Annotated in this window: 18 protein-coding genes; 11 read left to right on the forward strand and 7 right to left on the reverse strand. The window is 68.0% G+C overall.

All coding sequences use genetic code 11. From position 1 onward, the window contains the following. Positions 1-63 precede the first annotated feature (63 nt). The gene (locus SD37_RS26165) at positions 64-474 is read left to right on the forward strand and encodes an ArsR/SmtB family transcription factor (RefSeq protein ID WP_065912980.1); all 411 of its coding nucleotides are present in this window, start codon (positions 64-66) and stop codon (positions 472-474) included. Between the two features lie 31 nt (positions 475-505). Here the strand turns inward: SD37_RS26165 and SD37_RS26170 are convergent, their stop codons facing one another. Continuing rightward, positions 506-766 carry a hypothetical protein gene (locus tag SD37_RS26170; RefSeq protein ID WP_044849801.1) on the reverse strand — a complete coding sequence of 87 codons (261 nt, stop codon included), beginning with the start codon at positions 764-766 and terminating at the stop codon, positions 506-508. A 744-nt stretch (positions 767-1,510) separates the two neighbouring features. On the opposite strand from SD37_RS26170, the gene SD37_RS26175 reads away from it, so the two are divergent. After that, positions 1,511-1,861 carry a helix-turn-helix domain-containing protein gene (locus SD37_RS26175; protein ID WP_044849802.1) on the forward strand — a complete coding sequence of 117 codons (351 nt, stop codon included), beginning with the start codon at positions 1,511-1,513 and terminating at the stop codon, positions 1,859-1,861. Between the two features lie 146 nt (positions 1,862-2,007). Continuing rightward, complete coding sequence (locus SD37_RS26180; RefSeq protein WP_044849803.1) at positions 2,008-2,892, forward strand: LysR substrate-binding domain-containing protein; 885 nt, start codon at positions 2,008-2,010, stop codon at positions 2,890-2,892. Between the two features lies 1 nt (position 2,893). Here SD37_RS26180 and SD37_RS26185 read toward each other — a convergent pair whose 3' ends face one another. Beyond that, entirely contained in the window at positions 2,894-3,475 is a 582-nt protein-coding gene (locus tag SD37_RS26185) for a hypothetical protein (protein ID WP_236725118.1), read from the reverse strand. Between the two features lie 28 nt (positions 3,476-3,503). Here SD37_RS26185 and SD37_RS26190 point away from each other — a divergent pair, with 28 nt between their 5' ends. The 4 genes from SD37_RS26190 to SD37_RS26205 all read left to right on the forward strand — a co-directional run bounded on the left by SD37_RS26190 (position 3,504) and on the right by SD37_RS26205 (position 7,109). Further along, entirely contained in the window at positions 3,504-3,905 is a 402-nt protein-coding gene (locus SD37_RS26190; protein ID WP_236725119.1) for a winged helix-turn-helix transcriptional regulator, read from the forward strand. Continuing rightward, entirely contained in the window at positions 3,902-4,255 is a 354-nt protein-coding gene (locus tag SD37_RS26195) for a carboxymuconolactone decarboxylase family protein (protein ID WP_167369660.1), read from the forward strand. Before SD37_RS26190 ends, SD37_RS26195 begins: the two co-directional genes overlap by 4 nt. A gap of 48 nt (positions 4,256-4,303) precedes the next feature. Beyond that, complete coding sequence (locus tag SD37_RS26200; RefSeq protein WP_044849805.1) at positions 4,304-5,557, forward strand: acetyl-CoA hydrolase/transferase family protein; 1,254 nt, start codon at positions 4,304-4,306, stop codon at positions 5,555-5,557. A 646-nt stretch (positions 5,558-6,203) separates the two neighbouring features. Then, positions 6,204-7,109, forward strand: coding sequence for a hypothetical protein (locus SD37_RS26205; RefSeq protein ID WP_236725120.1), 906 nt, complete (start codon positions 6,204-6,206; stop codon positions 7,107-7,109). Between the two features lies 1 nt (position 7,110). On the opposite strand, the gene SD37_RS26210 is transcribed toward SD37_RS26205, so the two are convergent. Continuing rightward, complete coding sequence (locus SD37_RS26210) at positions 7,111-7,338, reverse strand: hypothetical protein (RefSeq protein WP_044849806.1); 228 nt, start codon at positions 7,336-7,338, stop codon at positions 7,111-7,113. 200 nt (positions 7,339-7,538) lie between these two features. On the opposite strand from SD37_RS26210, the gene SD37_RS26215 reads away from it, so the two are divergent. Further along, positions 7,539-9,746: an NACHT domain-containing protein gene (locus SD37_RS26215; protein WP_145926731.1), complete on the forward strand. Its 2,208-nt coding sequence runs from the start codon at positions 7,539-7,541 to the stop codon at positions 9,744-9,746. A 38-nt stretch (positions 9,747-9,784) separates the two neighbouring features. On the opposite strand, the gene SD37_RS26220 is transcribed toward SD37_RS26215, so the two are convergent. Further along, positions 9,785-10,387 (reverse strand): TetR/AcrR family transcriptional regulator, encoded by a 603-nt coding sequence (locus tag SD37_RS26220; RefSeq protein WP_044849808.1) that lies wholly within the window; start codon positions 10,385-10,387, stop codon positions 9,785-9,787. A 31-nt stretch (positions 10,388-10,418) separates the two neighbouring features. On the opposite strand from SD37_RS26220, the gene SD37_RS26225 reads away from it, so the two are divergent. After that, on the forward strand, positions 10,419-11,630 hold the full coding sequence (locus tag SD37_RS26225; protein WP_044849809.1) for a saccharopine dehydrogenase family protein: 1,212 nt from the start codon (positions 10,419-10,421) through the stop codon (positions 11,628-11,630). Between the two features lie 548 nt (positions 11,631-12,178). After that, the gene (locus SD37_RS26230) at positions 12,179-12,610 is read left to right on the forward strand and encodes an Hsp20/alpha crystallin family protein (RefSeq protein ID WP_044849810.1); all 432 of its coding nucleotides are present in this window, start codon (positions 12,179-12,181) and stop codon (positions 12,608-12,610) included. Between the two features lie 82 nt (positions 12,611-12,692). On the opposite strand, the gene SD37_RS26235 is transcribed toward SD37_RS26230, so the two are convergent. Next, positions 12,693-13,436 carry a GAF and ANTAR domain-containing protein gene (locus tag SD37_RS26235; protein ID WP_044849811.1) on the reverse strand — a complete coding sequence of 248 codons (744 nt, stop codon included), beginning with the start codon at positions 13,434-13,436 and terminating at the stop codon, positions 12,693-12,695. 402 nt (positions 13,437-13,838) lie between these two features. Further along, positions 13,839-14,666 carry a methyltransferase domain-containing protein gene (locus SD37_RS26240; RefSeq protein ID WP_044849812.1) on the reverse strand — a complete coding sequence of 276 codons (828 nt, stop codon included), beginning with the start codon at positions 14,664-14,666 and terminating at the stop codon, positions 13,839-13,841. 551 nt (positions 14,667-15,217) lie between these two features. Between SD37_RS26240 and SD37_RS26245 the strand changes: the two genes are divergently transcribed. Then, positions 15,218-16,162, forward strand: a complete 945-nt coding sequence (locus tag SD37_RS26245; RefSeq protein WP_044849813.1) for a sensor histidine kinase — start codon at positions 15,218-15,220, stop codon at positions 16,160-16,162. 15 nt (positions 16,163-16,177) lie between these two features. Here SD37_RS26245 and SD37_RS26250 read toward each other — a convergent pair whose 3' ends face one another. Then, positions 16,178-17,398 (reverse strand): PP2C family protein-serine/threonine phosphatase, encoded by a 1,221-nt coding sequence (locus tag SD37_RS26250; protein WP_044849814.1) that lies wholly within the window; start codon positions 17,396-17,398, stop codon positions 16,178-16,180. Positions 17,399-17,520 lie beyond the last annotated feature (122 nt).

Consider the following 17,520-nt stretch of genomic DNA (forward strand, 5'->3'; position numbering starts at 1 on the left):
GCTTGGATCGAACTTTGTCAATTCAGCCGGTACACTCGGGGTTCCACCGGCACGGGAGGGCATATGGCGAGCGAGAACGGTCACCTCAGGTCACCGGTCGCGGTGACCCTCCTGATGGCCGACCCCGCCGCCGTCGTCGACCCGGCCGACGCCGAGACGGCCGCGAAACTGTTCAAGGCCCTCGCGGACCCGGTGCGCGTCCGGCTGCTGTCACTCGTGCGGTATTCACCGGGAGGCGAGGCGTGTTTCTGCGACCTGGCCGAGGAATTCGACATGCCGCAGCCGTCGCTCAGCCATCATCTCCGCGTCCTGGTCTCCGCCGGCATCCTCGAACGCGAACGGCGAGGCACATGGAGCTGGTACACCGTCGTCCCCGAACCGCTGGAGACGCTGGAAGCACTGCTGCGCTCGGGCGGCCCGCTCGCCGACCGGCCCGCCCGCCTGTCCGGCGCCGACCGCGGCACGCGGTGCTGAACACCCACCGCGTCACCGGTCTTCCGGAAGTTCAGGCACCCAGCCTGCTGTAGAGGCGGCTCGCCAAGGACGCGGCCAGCTGGTTCAGCGCGCCATGAGGTTCGAGCTGCGCGAAGCGCCCGAGCAGCTCCGCGGCCGCGTATGCCTCGGCCTCCGACAGCAACGCCGCGAACCGTTCCCGCCGTCCCCGCTCCAGCAGCCGGTCCAGAGCCTCGGCGTACTCCTCGAGGTCACGCACCCCGACCAGGCCGTACCGCTCGTCGAGCGGTTCCCGCATGACCTCGTCACTCATGCCCGTGAGCCCCTTTTCCACACTCCGTCCGACACGCCGCAGAAAATCTATGCTGAGCGGAGTAGACATTCAACGACGGGTGTGTGTAGTCTTCTCCTTGTACCGAGAAAGACAACGTCAAGCAGGCGCGGGAGATGACGTAACTACCCGCGAGGTGAGACAAGCGGTCAGGCAGGACGGAGCCGATCAAGGAACAGGTTCCGGCTGGTGGCCGAGAGCAGTACTCCAGGCCGGGGTTGTGAAGAGGTTTGCCAGGTAGTACCGGCCTGGAGCAGCAATATCGATAGTCGAACAACGCAGTACGCAGTAACGCAGTAGCAAGTAACGCAGTTGGCAAGTGCAGTTGCAGGACCGGTCAGGTGGCCGGAGCCGATCGGTGAACAGGGCTCCGGGCAGTGACCAGCGGCGTCAGCGTGCTGGGACCGATCAGTGGAAGGGTTCCCGGCGGTGGCGTTCGCAGCAGGTGAAGTAGCAGTACCCAGCAAGTGGAAAACACAGGAAAGAAGGGAAAGGCGTCATCATTGGATCGCCCGCGGCGGCCAGGTAGTGCCGCGCGGGTGCCGTGGTTCCATCGAGTTCGGAGGTGGTTCTCGGTCACGAATGAGCGATCCCCGCACGGTCCGGTCTTTCACCGGACGCGGGTGCAGGAAGCCGGCGTTCACGCCGGTTGACAATGGTGAAACCCAACCCTGAGGGCCCCGGGTGCCGTTTCTGGCACCCGGGGCCCTTTGTGATGGAGGTGGAATGATCCCTGACCAAGAAGGACCGGCCACGCCCAGCGGGGCCGACAACAAGTTCGACGATGAGCACTACCCCGCCTACACGATGGGCCGGGCCGCCGACATGCTCGGCACGACGCAAGGCTTCCTGCGCAGCCTCGACGAGGCAGGCCTGATCACCCCGCAGCGATCCGCCGGCGGGCACCGCCGCTACTCCCGGCATCAGCTGCGCCTGGCCGCCCGGGTGCGGGAAATGGTCGACCAGGGCACCGCGATCGACGCCGCCTGCCGCATCGTCACCCTCGAAGACCAGCTCCACGAAGCCCAGAACCTCAACCGGTCCCAAGGTCTCGCCAGCGAGGGCACGCACGACTGACCTGCCCACTTCTCGCCGATCGATCCGGCACGCGGCCCCAGCGCCGCGTGCCGTTCCGCGTCAATGGGCCTTTCCCCTGGCGCTGATCACCCATTCAGATCGACGGCGGACCTAATTCGTCGCCCCGTGATACCTTCGACGCAATTATGGACGTTCAGCAGCTCCGTTCCTTCCTCGCCGTCGCCGAGGAACTGCACTTCGGCCGGGCCGCCGAACGGCTGCACATCGCGCAGCCGCCGCTGAGCCGCACGATCAAGCAGCTGGAGCGGGAGCTCGGGATCCGGCTCTTCGATCGCAACACCCGATCGGTGAACCTGACCGCGGGCGGACAAGCCCTCGTCGGCCCCGCGAAAGACGTCATCGAAGCCTTGCGCCGGGCCGACGCGGCCGTGCGTTCGGCGGGTGACGGCGAGGCCGGGCTCGTCCGGATCGCGTTCGCCGGTGTGTCCACCCACGACCTCGTCGCCCGCCTCGCGCGCGCGGTGCGGGCGCGACGCCCGGGGATCCGGCTGGAACTGTCGAGCCAGAACTTCGCCCAACCGGCGATGAAGAAGCTCGTCCAAGGCGAAACGGACATCGCACTCGGCCGCTGGGACGTCATCCCCGCCGAAGTCGCCGCCCGGGTCGTCATGTCCGACGCGCTCGTGGTCGCCGTCCCGGACACCCACCCCCTGGCGGGAGCCCGGCGGCTCGAGTTCGGGCAGCTGGCCGACGACGGCTTCGTGTCCCTGCCCCCGCACGAAGGCGCCGTATTGCCGGACAGACTACGGCGGCTGGCCCACCAGGCCGGATTCATCGCCGACGTCGTCCAGATCGCCCCGGACACCCAGACCGCGCTCGCCCTCGTGAGCGCCCAGGTCGGCTGCCACCTGACCCTCGCGTCGGTGGCCAGGAACGTCAACGACCCTCACGTCGCCTTCGTGCCGCTCGACACGTCGCCGCACGACGTCGACCTCCGCGCGGCCTGGCGCCGCGACGACCACGGCCCGGCGCTCAAGGCGGTGCTGGACGAACTGCTCGCCCTGGACTGAGTCATCGGCGGATCCGGCAGTCCACGGCCATCCAGTTCGTTTCCCACGTCGTCCCGCCATCGGCCGAGAACGCCTGCTCGAACCGCGCCTCGTCCGGATTCGGGCGGACGATCCGGAACCGTACCTTGATCGGGCGGTCTCCGAGCCGGTCGTCACCGTAGAACTCACCGACGCCATCGCGGAATCCGCCGTACACCGCCGGGGTGAGCAGGCCGTCGCGCATGTTGACGAACGTCAGGCTCCACCGCTGCGCCTGCGGTTCGTACAGCCGCAGGTTGAGGGCGTCGATGCGCCCGTTCGGCCCCGAGACCGCGAACTCGAGGACGTTCGCCCGTCCCTCCGAGAGGGGGCGCGCGACGCTGGTGCCCCCGAACTGGAGCCAGACATCGGCGGAGTCCGAGAGCGGCTCGGCGAGCACCCGCACCGAGGAGCGCCAAGTACCGATCTCCCAGTCGAAGTCTCGTTGGCCGCCGGCGGCCGCCGAAGAGGCGGGAGAGGTCGCGGCGTCACCCGACGCCGCCGTCGCGATCAGCATGAGGACCGAAAGGCCCGCGATCAGGAATCGTTTGTATGGCACGGTCATGGTCCGACTATCCGAGTGGAGCACGGCCATGGACAAGAAGGCACCTGCAGGTAACCCCTCGCGCCCCAACCCGTTGCCCGGCTGCCCGATGGCCGCGGCGTTCGCCGCGATCGGCGGGAAGTGGAAGCTGACCCTGGTGTACTGGCTCGCGCACGGCGAGTCCCATTTCGCGGGTCTCCGCCGCAGAGGCGCGCCGATCACCCCCAAGGTGCTGGCCGAACAGCTGCGTGAACTCGAAGCCGACGGACTCGTCGAACGCGTGGAGACCGGACCGGTTCCGGCCCGCGTCATCTACCGGCTGACTCCTTACGGGACCACCGTCCTGCCCGTCGTCGAGGGCGTGAGGGTCTGGGGTGAGGCCCATCTGGAGCGCACCCACGGCAAGGCCGCGCCGGACGCGGCGATGAGCTGCACCACCGCGATCGGGTGACGGGCGGCGCCTTGCGAGCGCTCGGTGATCATGCCCGAGGTCAAGCTTCCTTACCCGCCAAGGCGAAGCAGGTCGTGTGGATCACCGCCACCGTGCTGAACGAATGTGAATACTGCGTGGCCGCGCATTCCGCCCTGGTGCTCAAGTCCGGAGTGGACAGTGATGTCGTCACGGCCCTGTGGTTCACCGACGAGGAGGTCGATGACTTCCTCGCCGCGGGCTACACCAAACGCAACGTGATGGACGTGATCCTAGGTGTCGGTATGAAGACCTTGTCCAACTACACCAATCACGTCGCGCACACCCCGCTGGACCCGGCTTGGCAGGGGCAGGAGTGGAAGCGCCCCTGACCGCCCCCGCCGCGTCGCCCTCCCCTGCCGATCGGGTATGCAGGAAGCATGCGCATCCTGTCCGAGTCACGCCTCGCCGCCGTGCTGGCCGCCGTCGCCACCCCGCCGCGGGTCGTGGTCAGCGGCAACTTCGCCACCCCTCATCACGCTCTCGGCCTGCTGGACAAGTCGGTGGCCGAGTACCGGCTCTTCGCGCTCAACGCCCAGCCCGGCATCCCGGACCGGGACGGCGTGACCCTGGAGACGCCTTTCGTCGGGTCGGGTATGCGTGGGAGGTCCGCGCTGCGGTACTTCCCGTCCCGGCTGTCGCTGGTGCCCCGCCTGCTCCAGCAGGCCCTGCCGCCCGACATCGTGCTGATCCACACGTCCACCCCGGTGGACGGCTGCGTGTCGCTGGGCACGGAGGTCAACATCCTGCCCGCGGCGATCGAGGCGGTCCGTGCCCGCGGTGGGCTGGTGATCGCCCAGCTCAACCCGCGGATGCCCTACACCTACGGCGACGGGGTGCTGCCCTGCGACGACGTCGACTACGCGATCGAGGTCGACGAGCCGCTGCCCTCCCCCGTGTTCCGCCCGATCAGCGACGTTTCCCACACGATCGGTGAACGCGTCGCCGACCTCGTCCCCGCCGACGCGACCCTGCAGCTGGGCATCGGCGCGGTCCCGGACGCGGTGCTCGCGGCGCTGACCGCACGCCGGGGGCTCGCCGTGTGGTCGGAAATGTTCAGCGACGGCGTCCTGGCCTTGGAACAGGCCGGCGCGCTCGACGGCGAGACGCCGGTGACGGCGTCGTTCGTGTTCGGCGGCGCCGAACTGTACGAGTGGGTGGACCGCAATCCGCGGGTCCGGCTCCTGCGCACCGAAAAGACCAACGACCCCGGCCTGATCGCCCGGCGGCCCCGGCTGGTCTCCATCAACGGTGCCCTGCAGATCGACCTGTACGCGCAGGCGAACGCCAGTCGGGTGAACGACGTCATCTACTCCGGGTTCGGCGGGCAGACCGACTTCGTGGTCGGGGCGCTGCACTCCCCCGGTGGCCGGGCCATCATCGCCCTCCCGTCCTGGCATCCCAAGGCCGACGTGTCGACGGTGGTGCCCCGCCTGGCCGGGCCGGTCACTTCCTTCCAGCACAGCTACTTCGTCAGTGAACAGGGCACCGCCACCATCTGGGGCCACGACGCGGGCGAACAGGCCCGGCAGATCATCGATCACGTCGCCCACCCCCGCGCCCGCGACGAACTCCGCGACGCGGGCCGCCGGCTCGGCTTTCCGCAGACCCCGCCCAAGTACTCGGGGCAGTAAGGCGATAGCGCGGCGGGGCCAGGTCGGTCTCGTGAGTGGTAATGACGGTTCTATTGAGGGGTAAGCCAAATGTGGCGCGTCCCGGTGCGGGTCCGGACTGGCTGACGGAAGCCGGGCCTTGACCACGGGTATCCACAAGGGACACTTTCCCGGCGATCAATGTCCGACCTGAGCAGTTTACCCGGCCTCGCGAGGTGGTCGTGAGTGGCAAATAGCGTTCTAACCCTCATTGCCACTCACGACCCCGTCCAGAACCAGACGAATAAGCACCAATCGGACACCGAGTCGCTGGAAATTGTCCTTTATGGACAGTCAGGAGGCCCGCCCCGCCTCCTCGGGGAACCCCTCGCCGGGCACACGGTAGTGAAGGCCTCCTTCACTACCGTGAGGGCAGACAAGGGGGACCTTCACGGCGGCGAGCCGATCACGCCACGTTTGCCTTACCCCACTATAACCGTCATTACCACTCACGAGGCTTTGCGGGCCACGGCGATCCCCCGTACGCCGCCGTAACACCTAGGCCATCCAGTCCCGTGCGAAGCGATATCATTGAGGCGATGGCGCCGGGTAGGAGACACTGCCGTTCTCGACCACGGAAGTCCGACCGGGAACCGAGGTTCACATGCGCCGCGAATACCGTGTTTCCTTGCTGACCGCTTGCCTCGCCTTGTCCCTCGTGCAGGCCCCCATCGCCGCCGCCGCGCAACCCGCTCCGAGCGCCCCCTTCTGCTACCAGGAGCCCGTGCAACCCACAGCCGATGTCAGCGACATCAAGGCCGCTTTCCAGTCTTCGAAATGGTTGCAGACGATCCAGGCCGTGTACCAGCGACGGTGGCCGAGTGGCGAAGCCCTCGCGATCGCTCAGGCCAAGGACCAGTATTTCAGCCAGTTCGTGGACAAAAAGAGTTTCAACGCACTGGCCGAATCCCTGATGGTGGCGATCCACGAAGAAACCCACATGTGGGACCTCGATCCTTCGAGAACGTCATGGGACGTCTACATGTCCGCATGGATCAACGCTACGCAGAAGGCGATGAAGGTACCCCTCCACGGCGGATTCCCCCGGCGCGAGATCCTGCCGCTGATCACGGACAAACTCACCTCGTCCATGGACGACATCTACCTGCGGGACGCGCAGCAAGGAACCTATCGCCTCCAGGGCGTCCTCGCCGAACTGAACGCCGGGCTCATGGGACTGCCCGCGGCGACGGTCGTCGCCGAGTACATCCAGGGCGTGGGAGCGAGCAATTCCCGGGACATCGTCGCCACCAATATCCGGTATCTGCTGCTTTACCTGCGCACGGCCAAGACGAAGCACGCCGACTACTGGACCAAGATCAAGGCCGAGCCCGCATTGCGCGATCTGGTGCTCATCGAGTTCCTCCGGTCGGCGTATTGGCTCGATCAATCCGCGCCTTACGCCGCCAAACTCGGCAGTGCGGACGTGGACAAGATCGTCGCCAAGAACTACGCGCCGGAAAACATCGCGATCATCGAGGAATTCACCGGAGCCAAGGTCAGGGTGACGTCACCCAAGAACTGCACTGCTTGACTCAGTCCTGTTCGCTTTCCCGCGCCTGGCGGGCCCTTTCGCTCCGGCGACGCAGTTCGGCCCGTTCCGACCAGGTGTCGATCAGGTCGTACCCCGCGATGCTCAGCCCCAGCAGGCCGATGATGCCGGTGATCACGGAGGCCGGAATCCGGTCGAGCATCGAGCACCCTACGGCCACGGCCATGAGCAGGAGACCGATCCCGAGACTCCACTTTCCGAAACCGCTCATACCGCCACCGACTCTCCGGGCACATCGCTGCCCTGTTGCCCGAACTCCCCGAAGTATGTACGTCACCGCGACACCCAGGTCTTCCGGGGCACCCTTACCGCCGATATGTCCACAAAGGACACAGGCGCGGCCGCCGACGTCCTCTATTGGCAACCTTTTGTCCTGTTCGCCCCCGGTTTGATGAACTAGCATGCCGGTTTGTGACAGACGGGCCACGGCGGGAAATCGACGAACTGGAAGAGATCGTCCGTTCAGCTGCCGAGTCGTTGGGCCGGACGGCCTATCTACCGCGCAACGCGCCAGTGTTCTTGGAGGAAACAGCGTACCGCTGCCGTGCCGGCGACACGGCGGTGCTCGACGTCGCGCTTGCTTCGGCCCGCCTGGCCTGGCCGGCTGGAACAGCCGTACCGGAACGCCGGCACATCCTCGACGGACTGCTCGCGAGCAGCGGTGCTTTCGTCTCCGAGAACGGGGAACTCCGGTTCGCGCGACCGGCGCTCCGGGACTATCTGGCCGCGTGCCACGTCCACCGACACCATCCTCGCGGCCCGCGCCTGACGGAGCCGTCGACGTGGAAGTACCTGAAACCGCGGAAGAGCCGGCCTTGGCCGGAGGCGGGATTGAACGCCTTCCTGGCCGGGCTCTGGTGGAAAAATGAGAGGCCCGCGGTCGAGCGACGGTTGCGCCACCTGGTGCACCACCGGCACTGGGAACCCAACATCGGCTTCGTCGTGGACCTGATCCGCCGGGATCTCCTGCCGGGCAATGATCTCCGGGAGCAGGTCGTCGACATCCTCCGCGGCGCGCTTCGCGATCCCGGACAGGACGACGAACGCTGGTCGGTCGCGGCGAACGAGCTTCAGCTGATCGACCCGGTCACCGCGGCCGACGAACTGGACGCCCTGGTCTCCTTCGCACGACCAACGGCCAGGTCACGACGCCGCTACGACGCCGTGGTCGCATTGCTCCAGCACGACCGAGTGCGCGGTATGAACGCCCTCGAGGTATTGGCGAGAAACCTGACCGGACTCCCCCAGGACAGGTATGACACGGCGCTCTTGATCGGCGAACTCGATCAGGACCAGGGCGAGGTGGCCATGCTGTACCTCGCCGACACCGAGGAGATGGGCGACCTGCGCGCGGACGCCGCGATCATTCTCCGTCGCCCGGAGCTGCTGCGCGAACTCGTCGCGGAAGGACGCGGCCTTTCCGATGACGCACGCTTGAGAGCGCTCGACACGCTTCTGCCCTTGGATTCCGAGATCGCGGTGACAGCCGCCGAGCGATTCGCCGCGACGTCGGCCGACGACGACACCCCGCTGCGGGTCGCGGAGCTGATCCGGCATGAGAGCCCGCGAACAGCGCTGCGGATCGCGGCCGACATCGCCTGGCAGGAGGATCAGGACGCCGACAGCGAAACGCGCTATGACGCGGTTCTGATGATCGGCAAGATCGATACCGCGGAAGCGATCCCGGCACTGCGAAGACTCTCGGAAAGCAAGTTCACACACTTCGAGGTGCGGCTCCGCGCGGCCTCGCGGATTCTCACCGAGTACGGCGGTCCGATCGACGCCCTTGTCGCGCTCGCCGAAGCTCCGGAGGTGACCTGGGAAAATCAGGCCCGAGCGGCCGAGGCCCTCAAGGAAGCCGCACCGGAAGCCGGCGCCCGGCGGCTCGTGGCCATCGCCGGGTCGGGCCCGTCGACAGACGCCTCCCGGTTCACGATCCTGAAGAAAGCCCATAAGATCGCCCCCAGGGAAGCCGCGGCTGAGATCGAGAAGTTCGTGAAGAGCCACGCGGCGGGGCCGGTGCGATTGAAGGCCGTCGAACTCGTCGTGTCGTCACTGAGCTCACGGTCCGTGATCGACCTCTACGCCGCGATAGTCGCCACCGCCGACGGCGAGAGCGCGATGACCGCGGCACGGAAAGTCCTCGCCATGCACCACCCCCGAGGCCTGGAGTTGATGGGACGGGTGGCCGATCGGACGGCCGAGGACCCCCAGTTCCGGTTGACGGCGGCAACCGAGGCAGGCGAACACGGGAAGCGCACGCTACTGGACCTCGCGCAGACCGCCCGCTCCGACCGGCTCAGGTTGCAAGCGGCCCAAGCACTGCTGAAGATCGATCGCGCGGGTGGCCGGTCCGCCTTGAAGAAGCTGGTCAAGAAAGCCAGACCGAGCAGGATCCGGATCGACGCGGCGCTCAGCCTGCCCGGCACAGCGGCGACGGACGCGCTCGCCTACATCGTCGACGATCGTCACGAAACAGAATCCGTGCGCTTCGAAGCCGCCACAGAGGCCTGGGACCTGAACGTGAAGTGTGGCCGGGAGCTGATGGGGACGTTGGCGAAGAATCCGGCGAACTCCCCCAAGACCAGGGAACGAGCCCAGCGGTACTTGGACAAGTGATCGTCCACAAAGGATATGAACAGGGCTGCGGGGCAATGTCAGCGCTCCGGTGTCGCCAGCTGATCCAGGATCAGCAGCGCCGCGCGTTCGGCCTGACGACGGCGGCGCTCGTCGACGACGCCCTGGATGCTGAACGCCCAGTGCGCTTCGAACAGGCACACCAACGCGTACACCGTGTCCGCGACGTCATCGGGGGACGCGCCGGGAAAGTGTGCGGCCAGCAAGGCTTCCAGTTCGGGTAGCCACAGCTCGGCCCACAGGTCGCGCAGGCGCCCGCGCACCTCTTCGTCGCGCGCGCCCAAGGCCACCAGTTCCGTCCACACGACCAAGTCCTCGTGGGTGCGGTAGGCCCCCGGCGCGAAAAGGGAGGCGACCCGCTCGCGCAGCGGCAGACCGGGATCACGGCGGAAGATCTCCGTTCCCATCGCCCCGACGGCGTGTTCGATGAACGCGCCGATCAGCTCGTCACGGGACCCGAAGTAGTGCAGTACCAACGTGCGCTGCATTCCCGCCACCTCGGCGACCTTCGCGAACGTCACCCCGGCCAGCCCTTCCCTCGTCACCACTTCGGCCGTCGCTCGAAGGATCTCCGGGATCCGCTCCTTCGCCTTGCTCGGGCGGCCGATTTGATTTACTGTCATGACAGTAAATATATCAGAGAGGGTGGTCTGCATGCGAGTTCTCGCGCTCGGTGGCGCCGGAGAGATGGGGGCGGCCGCGGCGGCGGTCCTGGCCGCCGCCGGCTCCGTGACCGAAGTGGTGATCGCCGACCGTGACCTGTCGCGCGCCACCGCGGTGGCGGACTCGTTGGGCGCCAAGGTTTCGGCACGACGGTCCGACGCGACGGACCACGCCGGGCTGGTCACCGCGATGAAGCGGTTCGACCTGGTCGTCAACACGGTGGGCCCGTTCTTCCGGTTCGGCGTACCGGTCCTGACCGCGGCGATCGAGGCGGGCTGCGATTACATCGACATCTGCGACGATCCGGAGCCGACGCTGCGCATGCTCGAACTCGGCGAACAGGCCGAGGCCGCCGGAGTGTGCGCCCTGATCGGCACGGGCGCCAGCCCCGGTATCGCGAGCATGCTCGCGGTGCGCGCGGCACGGGAACTCGACACGGTCGAAACCATCCTCACCGGCTGGAACATCGGCGCGGCGCCGCCGGAAACCCCGTATCCCGGAACGGGCCCCAGCGCGGCGGTCGTGCACATGATGGAACAGATCAGCGGCACCATCCCCATGCTGCGCGAGGGACGGCTGGTCAGGCGCCCCGCACTCGAGAAGGTCGAATGGATCCACCCCGGGCTCGGCACCCTGAGCGGGCGCACCGTCGGACATCCCGAAGCCGTGACCCTGCACCGCGCCTTCCCCAGCCTGCGCGACAGCACCAACGTATGCGTCGGGGACAAGGCCGCGCTCACGTTGCTGGCCGGTCTGCGGCGGTTCATCGACGCCGGCGCGCTGACCCTCGATCGCGCCGCGAGGCTGCTCGAACGCGCGGAGAAACTTCTGTCCACCACTACGAGCGACATCTTCAAACAAGGCACTCCGCCACCGCTTTTCGCTGTGGCGACCGGCATCCGGCACGGGAGTCCCGGGATCGCGGCCACGATCCTGGCCAATACACCGGGGTTCACCATGGCCGCCGCGACCGGTGTCCCGCTGGCGGTGTCGGCGCTGCTCATCCCCGCCGCCCGCCGACCCGGTGTGCACACCCAGGAAACCCTCATCGACCCCGACGACTTCTTCACCGCGCTGGCCGCGCACTGCATCGGGAGCCCGCCGCCCGCGCGGATGACCGCCACCACGACCAGCTGGGCGGGCGAGCTGGAGAACAAGCGAGCGTTCGACACGTCGCTATTGACCGCCCTGATGACGCCTTGAGCGGCAAGCTCACCTGGACGGCATAGATTGTCTATAGTCGCCTCTTGACATAATCTATGGCGAGGGTTATAAGAAAAGTATCCGATCAGGACCTTGTGGTGGGGACTTGGGAAGTGATCGAGATGCACGATTGGGCTGTTCTCCGCGTCGCCGCCAACTTCGGCGACCGCTCGGCACCGCGCCGCGTGCCCCCGCGCCGTCCCCCGGACCACCACTCGGAAGCACGCGGTGACCGCGCGGGCGGGTCCACCCACCGGTTCGGCCCGCGAGACGAGGCCCGCCCTGGCATTCAGGCGACAGCCGCCAGAGCACCGGCCCGGGAACGGTCACCTCCGTCCTTGCGGGAAGCGGAAATCGACGACGACCGCGCTGGGAGGTGATGCCGGCGAGGGCGGTGTCCGCCCCCGTATTCCTTTCTCGACTGACGACTCGGATCCCGCCCGCCGCGGCCCGCGCGCCGCGGCGGGTATCGCTCTGTCCCGGATCGGGCGGAGGCAGGCCGCTCCCGGCTGACCGAAGTTCTGACCGGTGTGAAAGGAGACTGTGAGATGTTGATGCGTACCGATCCGTTCCGGGAGCTCGACCGGCTGGCCCAGCAGTTCCTCGGCGCCACCGGGACGGCGGCCCGCCTGGCGACGATGCCGATGGACGCCTACCGCACCGGGAACGACTACGTGGTCGCGTTCGACCTGCCCGGTGTCCGGCCGGAGTCGATCGAACTGAACGTCGAGCGGAACGTGCTGACGGTCAAGGCCGAACGCCACGGCGTCGCGGGCGAGAACGCGGAGTTCGAGGTCGCCGAGCGGCCCCACGGAACGTTCAGCAGGCAGCTGTTCCTCGGCGAGACACTCGACCCCGACCGCATCGAGGCCGGCTACGAAGCCGGGGTACTCACCCTGCGGATCCCGGTCGCCGAACGCGCCAAGCCGCGCAAGATCACCATCAACGCCGCCGACGAAACCAAACAGATCAACGCCTGACCCTCACCGAGCCACCACGGTCCCGGAGATCCCGGCCCCACGGGCATGGTTCTCCGGGACCTGGCCTTACGCCGCCTCTGGGTCAGCGCGCGTGGGAGTGTCCGGGTCTCTTCGCAGGAAAGTCCGGCAGCGCCCTCTTTTCGACGACGTGACGGGCGACTTCGAGGATCCGCCGCCGATGACGGCGCGCGTGACCGCGCATGAGCTCGAAGGCGGCGTTGACGTCGGTATCGAGACGTGTGGCCAGGATTCCCTTGGCTTGTTCGATCAGGACACGGCCGTGCAGCGCGGTCTGCAGCTGCGTGACCACGAGGGACTGACCGCGGACCTCACGCTCGTGCACGTGACCGATGGCGGCCGCGGTGGCGAGCGTCTGCACCAACCGGACTTCGGACGCCGGCATCGGGTCGGCCTCCGCGTGCAGGAGCAGCACCGAACCGAGAACCTCTTCCCGCAGCCGGATCGGCACCGAACACACTTGCCGGTATCCGACCCGCTGGACGGCGGCCGCGAAAGCGGGCCAGCGGCGGGCCGCACCGGTCAAGCCCATCGGGCCGACCGGCTCTCCCGTGCGATAGCTGCCCAGAACCGGTCCTTCGAGGCGCGCCAGCGTGAGCACGTCGAACAGGTCGGCGGACGCGCCCGCCGTCGCCGATGTCCATCGTCCGGCCTCTCCCGAGGCCACCATCACCGCGGCGGCGGTGACGTCGACGAACTCGGTACATCGCTCGGCCAGCAGGGTGACCTGATCGGTGACATCGAAGTCCTTCACCAGTGTGTCGGTGAGCTCGACCACGGCGTCGGCCAAGCGCTGTTCTCGTCTCATGAATTCCTTTCTCCACCGCACAGGAAGAAGTAAGGCGCCTGGCGCGTCGGCTGCCGAACCACCCATGATCGCCATTCCGGGTCACCGTTTACATTCATCCCGGAATTGTCGAATGGCCACGGGCACAGCACCTCAGATCTCGCATACGTGGCAACGGCTTCTGCTCAACCACACCACAGACGAAAAATCCTAAGGATCGACAGCGGGACCCGGCAAGCGCAATCACGCGGTTGGCGCCGTGAATCGAAAGCGAAACACTTCGCATTCGCCGGTGAACGATCTCTCGAAGACGGCGGATTCAGGGCCGGCAACTCAAGGCGTGCCAGGATGGCGAAGGCCGTGCGGCAGTAGTCCAATGATCCTGTCGCCGTCGATTCGTTCGACGAGCAGCGCGGGCCGTGATCACCCGGCGGTCGCGGTTCGACCCGCACCAGGAGTGAGCCCGTCCTCGCTCTTTTCCCAGACGGAGACGTGCTTGGTGCTGTCGGCCGTCAGCTCCGAGCGGTCCCATCCCGCCCAGCGGTATTTCAGGGTCATCCCGGCGATGCGCGCCATGAGGTCCATCTCGGCGGGCCAGGCGTACCGGAAGGGAATACGGCGAAACCGCCCCTTCCCGTCGGGTGACACGGTGACGTGGTTCGACGTGAACTCCTGCGTCACGACGTCGTACTGGTCGAATCCGACGTAGCCGCCGCCGTCACGGCCGGGCGCCACCGCGAACGGCACGGTGTCCTGCCCGGGCGGAAGGCCGCGCACACCCGGCAGCCCCACCTCGACGAGGAACAGGCCGCCCGGCCGCAGGTGCGCGGCCGCGTTCCGGAAGACGTCGACCTGGCCGTCCTGCGTGGTCACGTTGCCGATCGTGTTGAACACCAGATAGACCAGCGAAAACCGGCCGGGCAGCCGCGTCGACGACATGTCGCCGATGGTGACGTCGACCGCGTTGCCTCCCGGTTTGTCCGCGATCCGGGCCGCCATGGCCCGGCTCAGCTCGATGCCGCTCACCCGCACCCCGCGCGCCGCGAGCGGGGCAGCGATCCGCCCGGTCCCGACCGCGAACTCCAGCACCGGCCCGTCGGCCAGCTCCGCCAGAACGTCCACCATGGGCGTCACCACGTCGGGCGCGTTCGCACCGCCCGGATCGTCGTAGGTCGCGGCCACACTTTCCGGGAACCAGCCGTCGGCCGGGTCGTCTCCCGGCTCGACGGTCTCGGAGCTGTTCGTGCGCATGGTCCCGGACGCTACGCCCGACACCGTCGGCGCCGCATTCCCTTTTCGGACCAGGCGAACTCGCGTCCACAAAGGACACCCATCGTGCTCTCGATCGGCGGCCGCGATTCCCTATTACCGTTGTCTGAACGTTTCCTCCCTCCCAGCGAATTTCCTTCGTCCGTCCCGGACGACGGGAGGACCCGATGATGCCGATGTGGAGCGACCGGAAGACGTGACGGCGGAGCAGGCTGCTGGTGACGATCGCGGATCTGCAACCTCGCCGGCTGGATCTGTGTTCTGCCTGACCGCGCTGGCCGGCTCAGCTCCGTCACGGTGGCGGAACGGATGCGGCCACTTCAGCGCGCGGTCGGGCGTCATCGTCACCACCCCGGACTCGGCGATCTGGCCGACCGCCTCGACCGCTACCTGACCCACTCCCTACGATCCTCGACATAGCCGCGTGAGGTGGCGCTTAACGAGACCGGGTCGCGGGTACTCCCGAACCACCCGGGCCGCCCGGGAACGGTGATCAGGGGGACGAACGTGGGCAGACTGAGAACGAGGTCGCGGTGAGCACGGCCACCACCGACCCGTTCGTCCATCCGGCGCTGTTCTACCGCGATCCGGAGGAGTACCTGGCGGGCACCGTGCCGTTCATCCTCGATGGCCTGGCGGCGGGCGATCCGGTCGCGGTGTCGGTGCCGGGCGCCAACCTGGAGCTGCTGCGCACCGCCTTGGGCGGGGACGCGGAGCGAGTGCGGCTGCTGGACATGACCAAGGAAGGCCGCAACCCCGGCCGGATCATCCCCGGCGTCCTCCGCGCGTTCGCCGACGCCCATCCGGCACGGCGGGTCCGCATCATCGGCGAACCGATCTGGGCCGGGCGTTCCGAACTGGAATACCCGGCCTGCGCCCAGCACGAGGCACTGATCAACCTCGCGTTCACCGGCCGCGAGGTCACCATTCTCTGCCCGTACGACACCGCACGGCTGGACGCCCGCGCCCTGGCCGACGCCGAGGTCACCCACCCCGTCCTGATCGACGCCACCGGCGAACGCGTCAGCACCGGGTATGCCCCGCAGCACGTCATCGCCGAGTACAACACGCCGCTGCCCGAACCGGCGACGTCCACCACACTCGACTCCATCGCGGGCGACGCGGCATCACAGGCCCACGCCCGCGCGGTGACCCGCGCGCAGGCACGGCAGGCGGGCTTCTCACCGGACCGGGTCGGTGACGTCGAACTCGTGGTCGCCGAGTTGCTGGCCAACAGCGTCGACCACGGAGGCGGGCAGGGACGGCTGCGGATCTGGCCGGAGCCCGCGCAGCTCGTCTGCGAGGTCAGCGATCCCGGGCACCTGACCGACCCGCTGGCCGGACGGCGGCCCGCCCCCGCCGGGCAGCTGCGTGGCCGCGGGCTCCTGCTGGTCAACCATCTGGCCGACCTGGTCCGCGTCCACACCGGCCCGCTCGGCACCACCGTCCGCGCCTGCTTCACCTACCGGGCGGACTGACCGCCGGGGCCCGGGTCAGTCCTGCTCCGGCGCACTCGCCAGCCCGACGGTCATCGACGGACCGGCGGAGTCCGGCCGCGGTGTCGGCCCGAACCAGTCCAGGCAGACCACCATCGCGTCGTCCTCGGCCTGTTTACCGTGGCGGCGGGTGGTCAGCTCCCGCAGTACGGAACCCGGGACGTGCGCGGCGGGCAGATCGGCGGTCGCGACGACCGCGTCGCCGAACTCCTGGTCCCCGTACCGCTCGCCATGGGGACCGACAACGTCGTAGACGCCGTCGCTGACGAACACGAACCTGTCCCCGTCGGCGGCCTGGAACCGGTGTGACGCGTAGACGGTGTCCTCGAAGGTGCCGAGCGGCAACTGCTCCTCGAACTCGACCCGCTCGGCCTTGCCGTCCCGTAGCCGCCACAGCCGCGGCGAGCCGGCGTCGACCACTTCCACCGAACCGGTCGCGAGGTGGAATTCCAGCAGCAGCGCGGCGACGTGCCGGGAACCGCGATAGTGCGCGTAGATCGCCTGGTCGGCGAGTTCGGCCTGGGCGTCGAGCGTGACCCCGGCGCGGCGGGCGTTGCGCAACGCGTTGACGGCCAGGTTGGTCAGCAGCGCGGCTTCGCTGCCTTCCCCCATGCCGTTGATGAGCGTGACGGCGAGTTTGTGGGCGGAGGCGGACCAATCGAAGCAGTCGCCGTAGATCGCGTAGGCGGGTTCGAGCTGGCCGCCGAGCGCGAACTCGGCGCGGGTGCAGGCCCGTCCGGGCAGCAGCTGCCACTGCATCTCCGCGGCCAGCGTCAGCCGCGAAGAGCGGCGGGCCTGGATATAGAGGTCGGTGTCGCGGTCGGCGACGAACAGTTCATGCGCCAGCGCTTCGGCGAACCGCTCGAGTTCGGCCCAGACGGGCGGTTCCGGTTCCCGGGGAAGGGTCACCGCGAGGATGCCGAGCCGGTCACCGCGGACGCTGACCGGCAGATATCCGGTCACCTTCGCGCCGTCTTGTTCGAACGTGGCGGCCTGCGCGACGAAGGCCGAACCGGGAACGGTGCCGTCGACGGGGATCGGGTCGCAGGTGTAGGGCAGCGTGCTGACCTGGCACAGTTCGGTGAGCGCGTAGTCGGCCATCAGCAGCTCGACCGACAGCGCGCCGAAATGTTCGGCCAAGGCCGAGCGAAGGGCCGCGGGCAGGTCATGGGGCGGGACATCCCGCAAAAGACGCTCCACGGCCAGGGATCTGTCCAACGCCTGCCTCCCGCTCACCCGGATCGCGCACCGTCCGGCGCACGGTGGTTCTGTTGAGTCTGCGCCGCTCCGGCGTGCCGGTCTACGGCGATTCGCGTGAGCTGTGCTGCAGGAATGAGCAT

The organism is Amycolatopsis orientalis, from assembly GCF_000943515.2.
Taxonomy (GTDB): domain Bacteria; phylum Actinomycetota; class Actinomycetes; order Mycobacteriales; family Pseudonocardiaceae; genus Amycolatopsis; species Amycolatopsis orientalis.

Bases quoted from the DNA above. Each gene is read 5' to 3' on its own strand.
- SD37_RS26165 (WP_065912980.1), top strand. From the start codon at position 64: ATGGCGAGCGAGAACGGTCACCTCAGGTCACCGGTCGCGGTGACCCTC.
- SD37_RS26170 (WP_044849801.1), bottom strand. From the start codon at position 766: ATGAGTGACGAGGTCATGCGGGAACCGCTCGACGAGCGGTACGGCCTG.
- SD37_RS26175 (WP_044849802.1), top strand. From the start codon at position 1,511: ATGATCCCTGACCAAGAAGGACCGGCCACGCCCAGCGGGGCCGACAAC.
- SD37_RS26180 (WP_044849803.1), top strand. From the start codon at position 2,008: ATGGACGTTCAGCAGCTCCGTTCCTTCCTCGCCGTCGCCGAGGAACTG.
- SD37_RS26185 (WP_236725118.1), bottom strand. From the start codon at position 3,475: ATGACCGTGCCATACAAACGATTCCTGATCGCGGGCCTTTCGGTCCTC.
- SD37_RS26190 (WP_236725119.1), top strand. From the start codon at position 3,504: ATGGACAAGAAGGCACCTGCAGGTAACCCCTCGCGCCCCAACCCGTTG.
- SD37_RS26200 (WP_044849805.1), top strand. From the start codon at position 4,304: ATGCGCATCCTGTCCGAGTCACGCCTCGCCGCCGTGCTGGCCGCCGTC.
- SD37_RS26210 (WP_044849806.1), bottom strand. From the start codon at position 7,338: ATGAGCGGTTTCGGAAAGTGGAGTCTCGGGATCGGTCTCCTGCTCATG.
- SD37_RS26220 (WP_044849808.1), bottom strand. From the start codon at position 10,387: ATGACAGTAAATCAAATCGGCCGCCCGAGCAAGGCGAAGGAGCGGATC.
- SD37_RS26225 (WP_044849809.1), top strand. From the start codon at position 10,419: ATGCGAGTTCTCGCGCTCGGTGGCGCCGGAGAGATGGGGGCGGCCGCG.
- SD37_RS26230 (WP_044849810.1), top strand. From the start codon at position 12,179: ATGTTGATGCGTACCGATCCGTTCCGGGAGCTCGACCGGCTGGCCCAG.
- SD37_RS26235 (WP_044849811.1), bottom strand. From the start codon at position 13,436: ATGAGACGAGAACAGCGCTTGGCCGACGCCGTGGTCGAGCTCACCGAC.
- SD37_RS26240 (WP_044849812.1), bottom strand. From the start codon at position 14,666: ATGCGCACGAACAGCTCCGAGACCGTCGAGCCGGGAGACGACCCGGCC.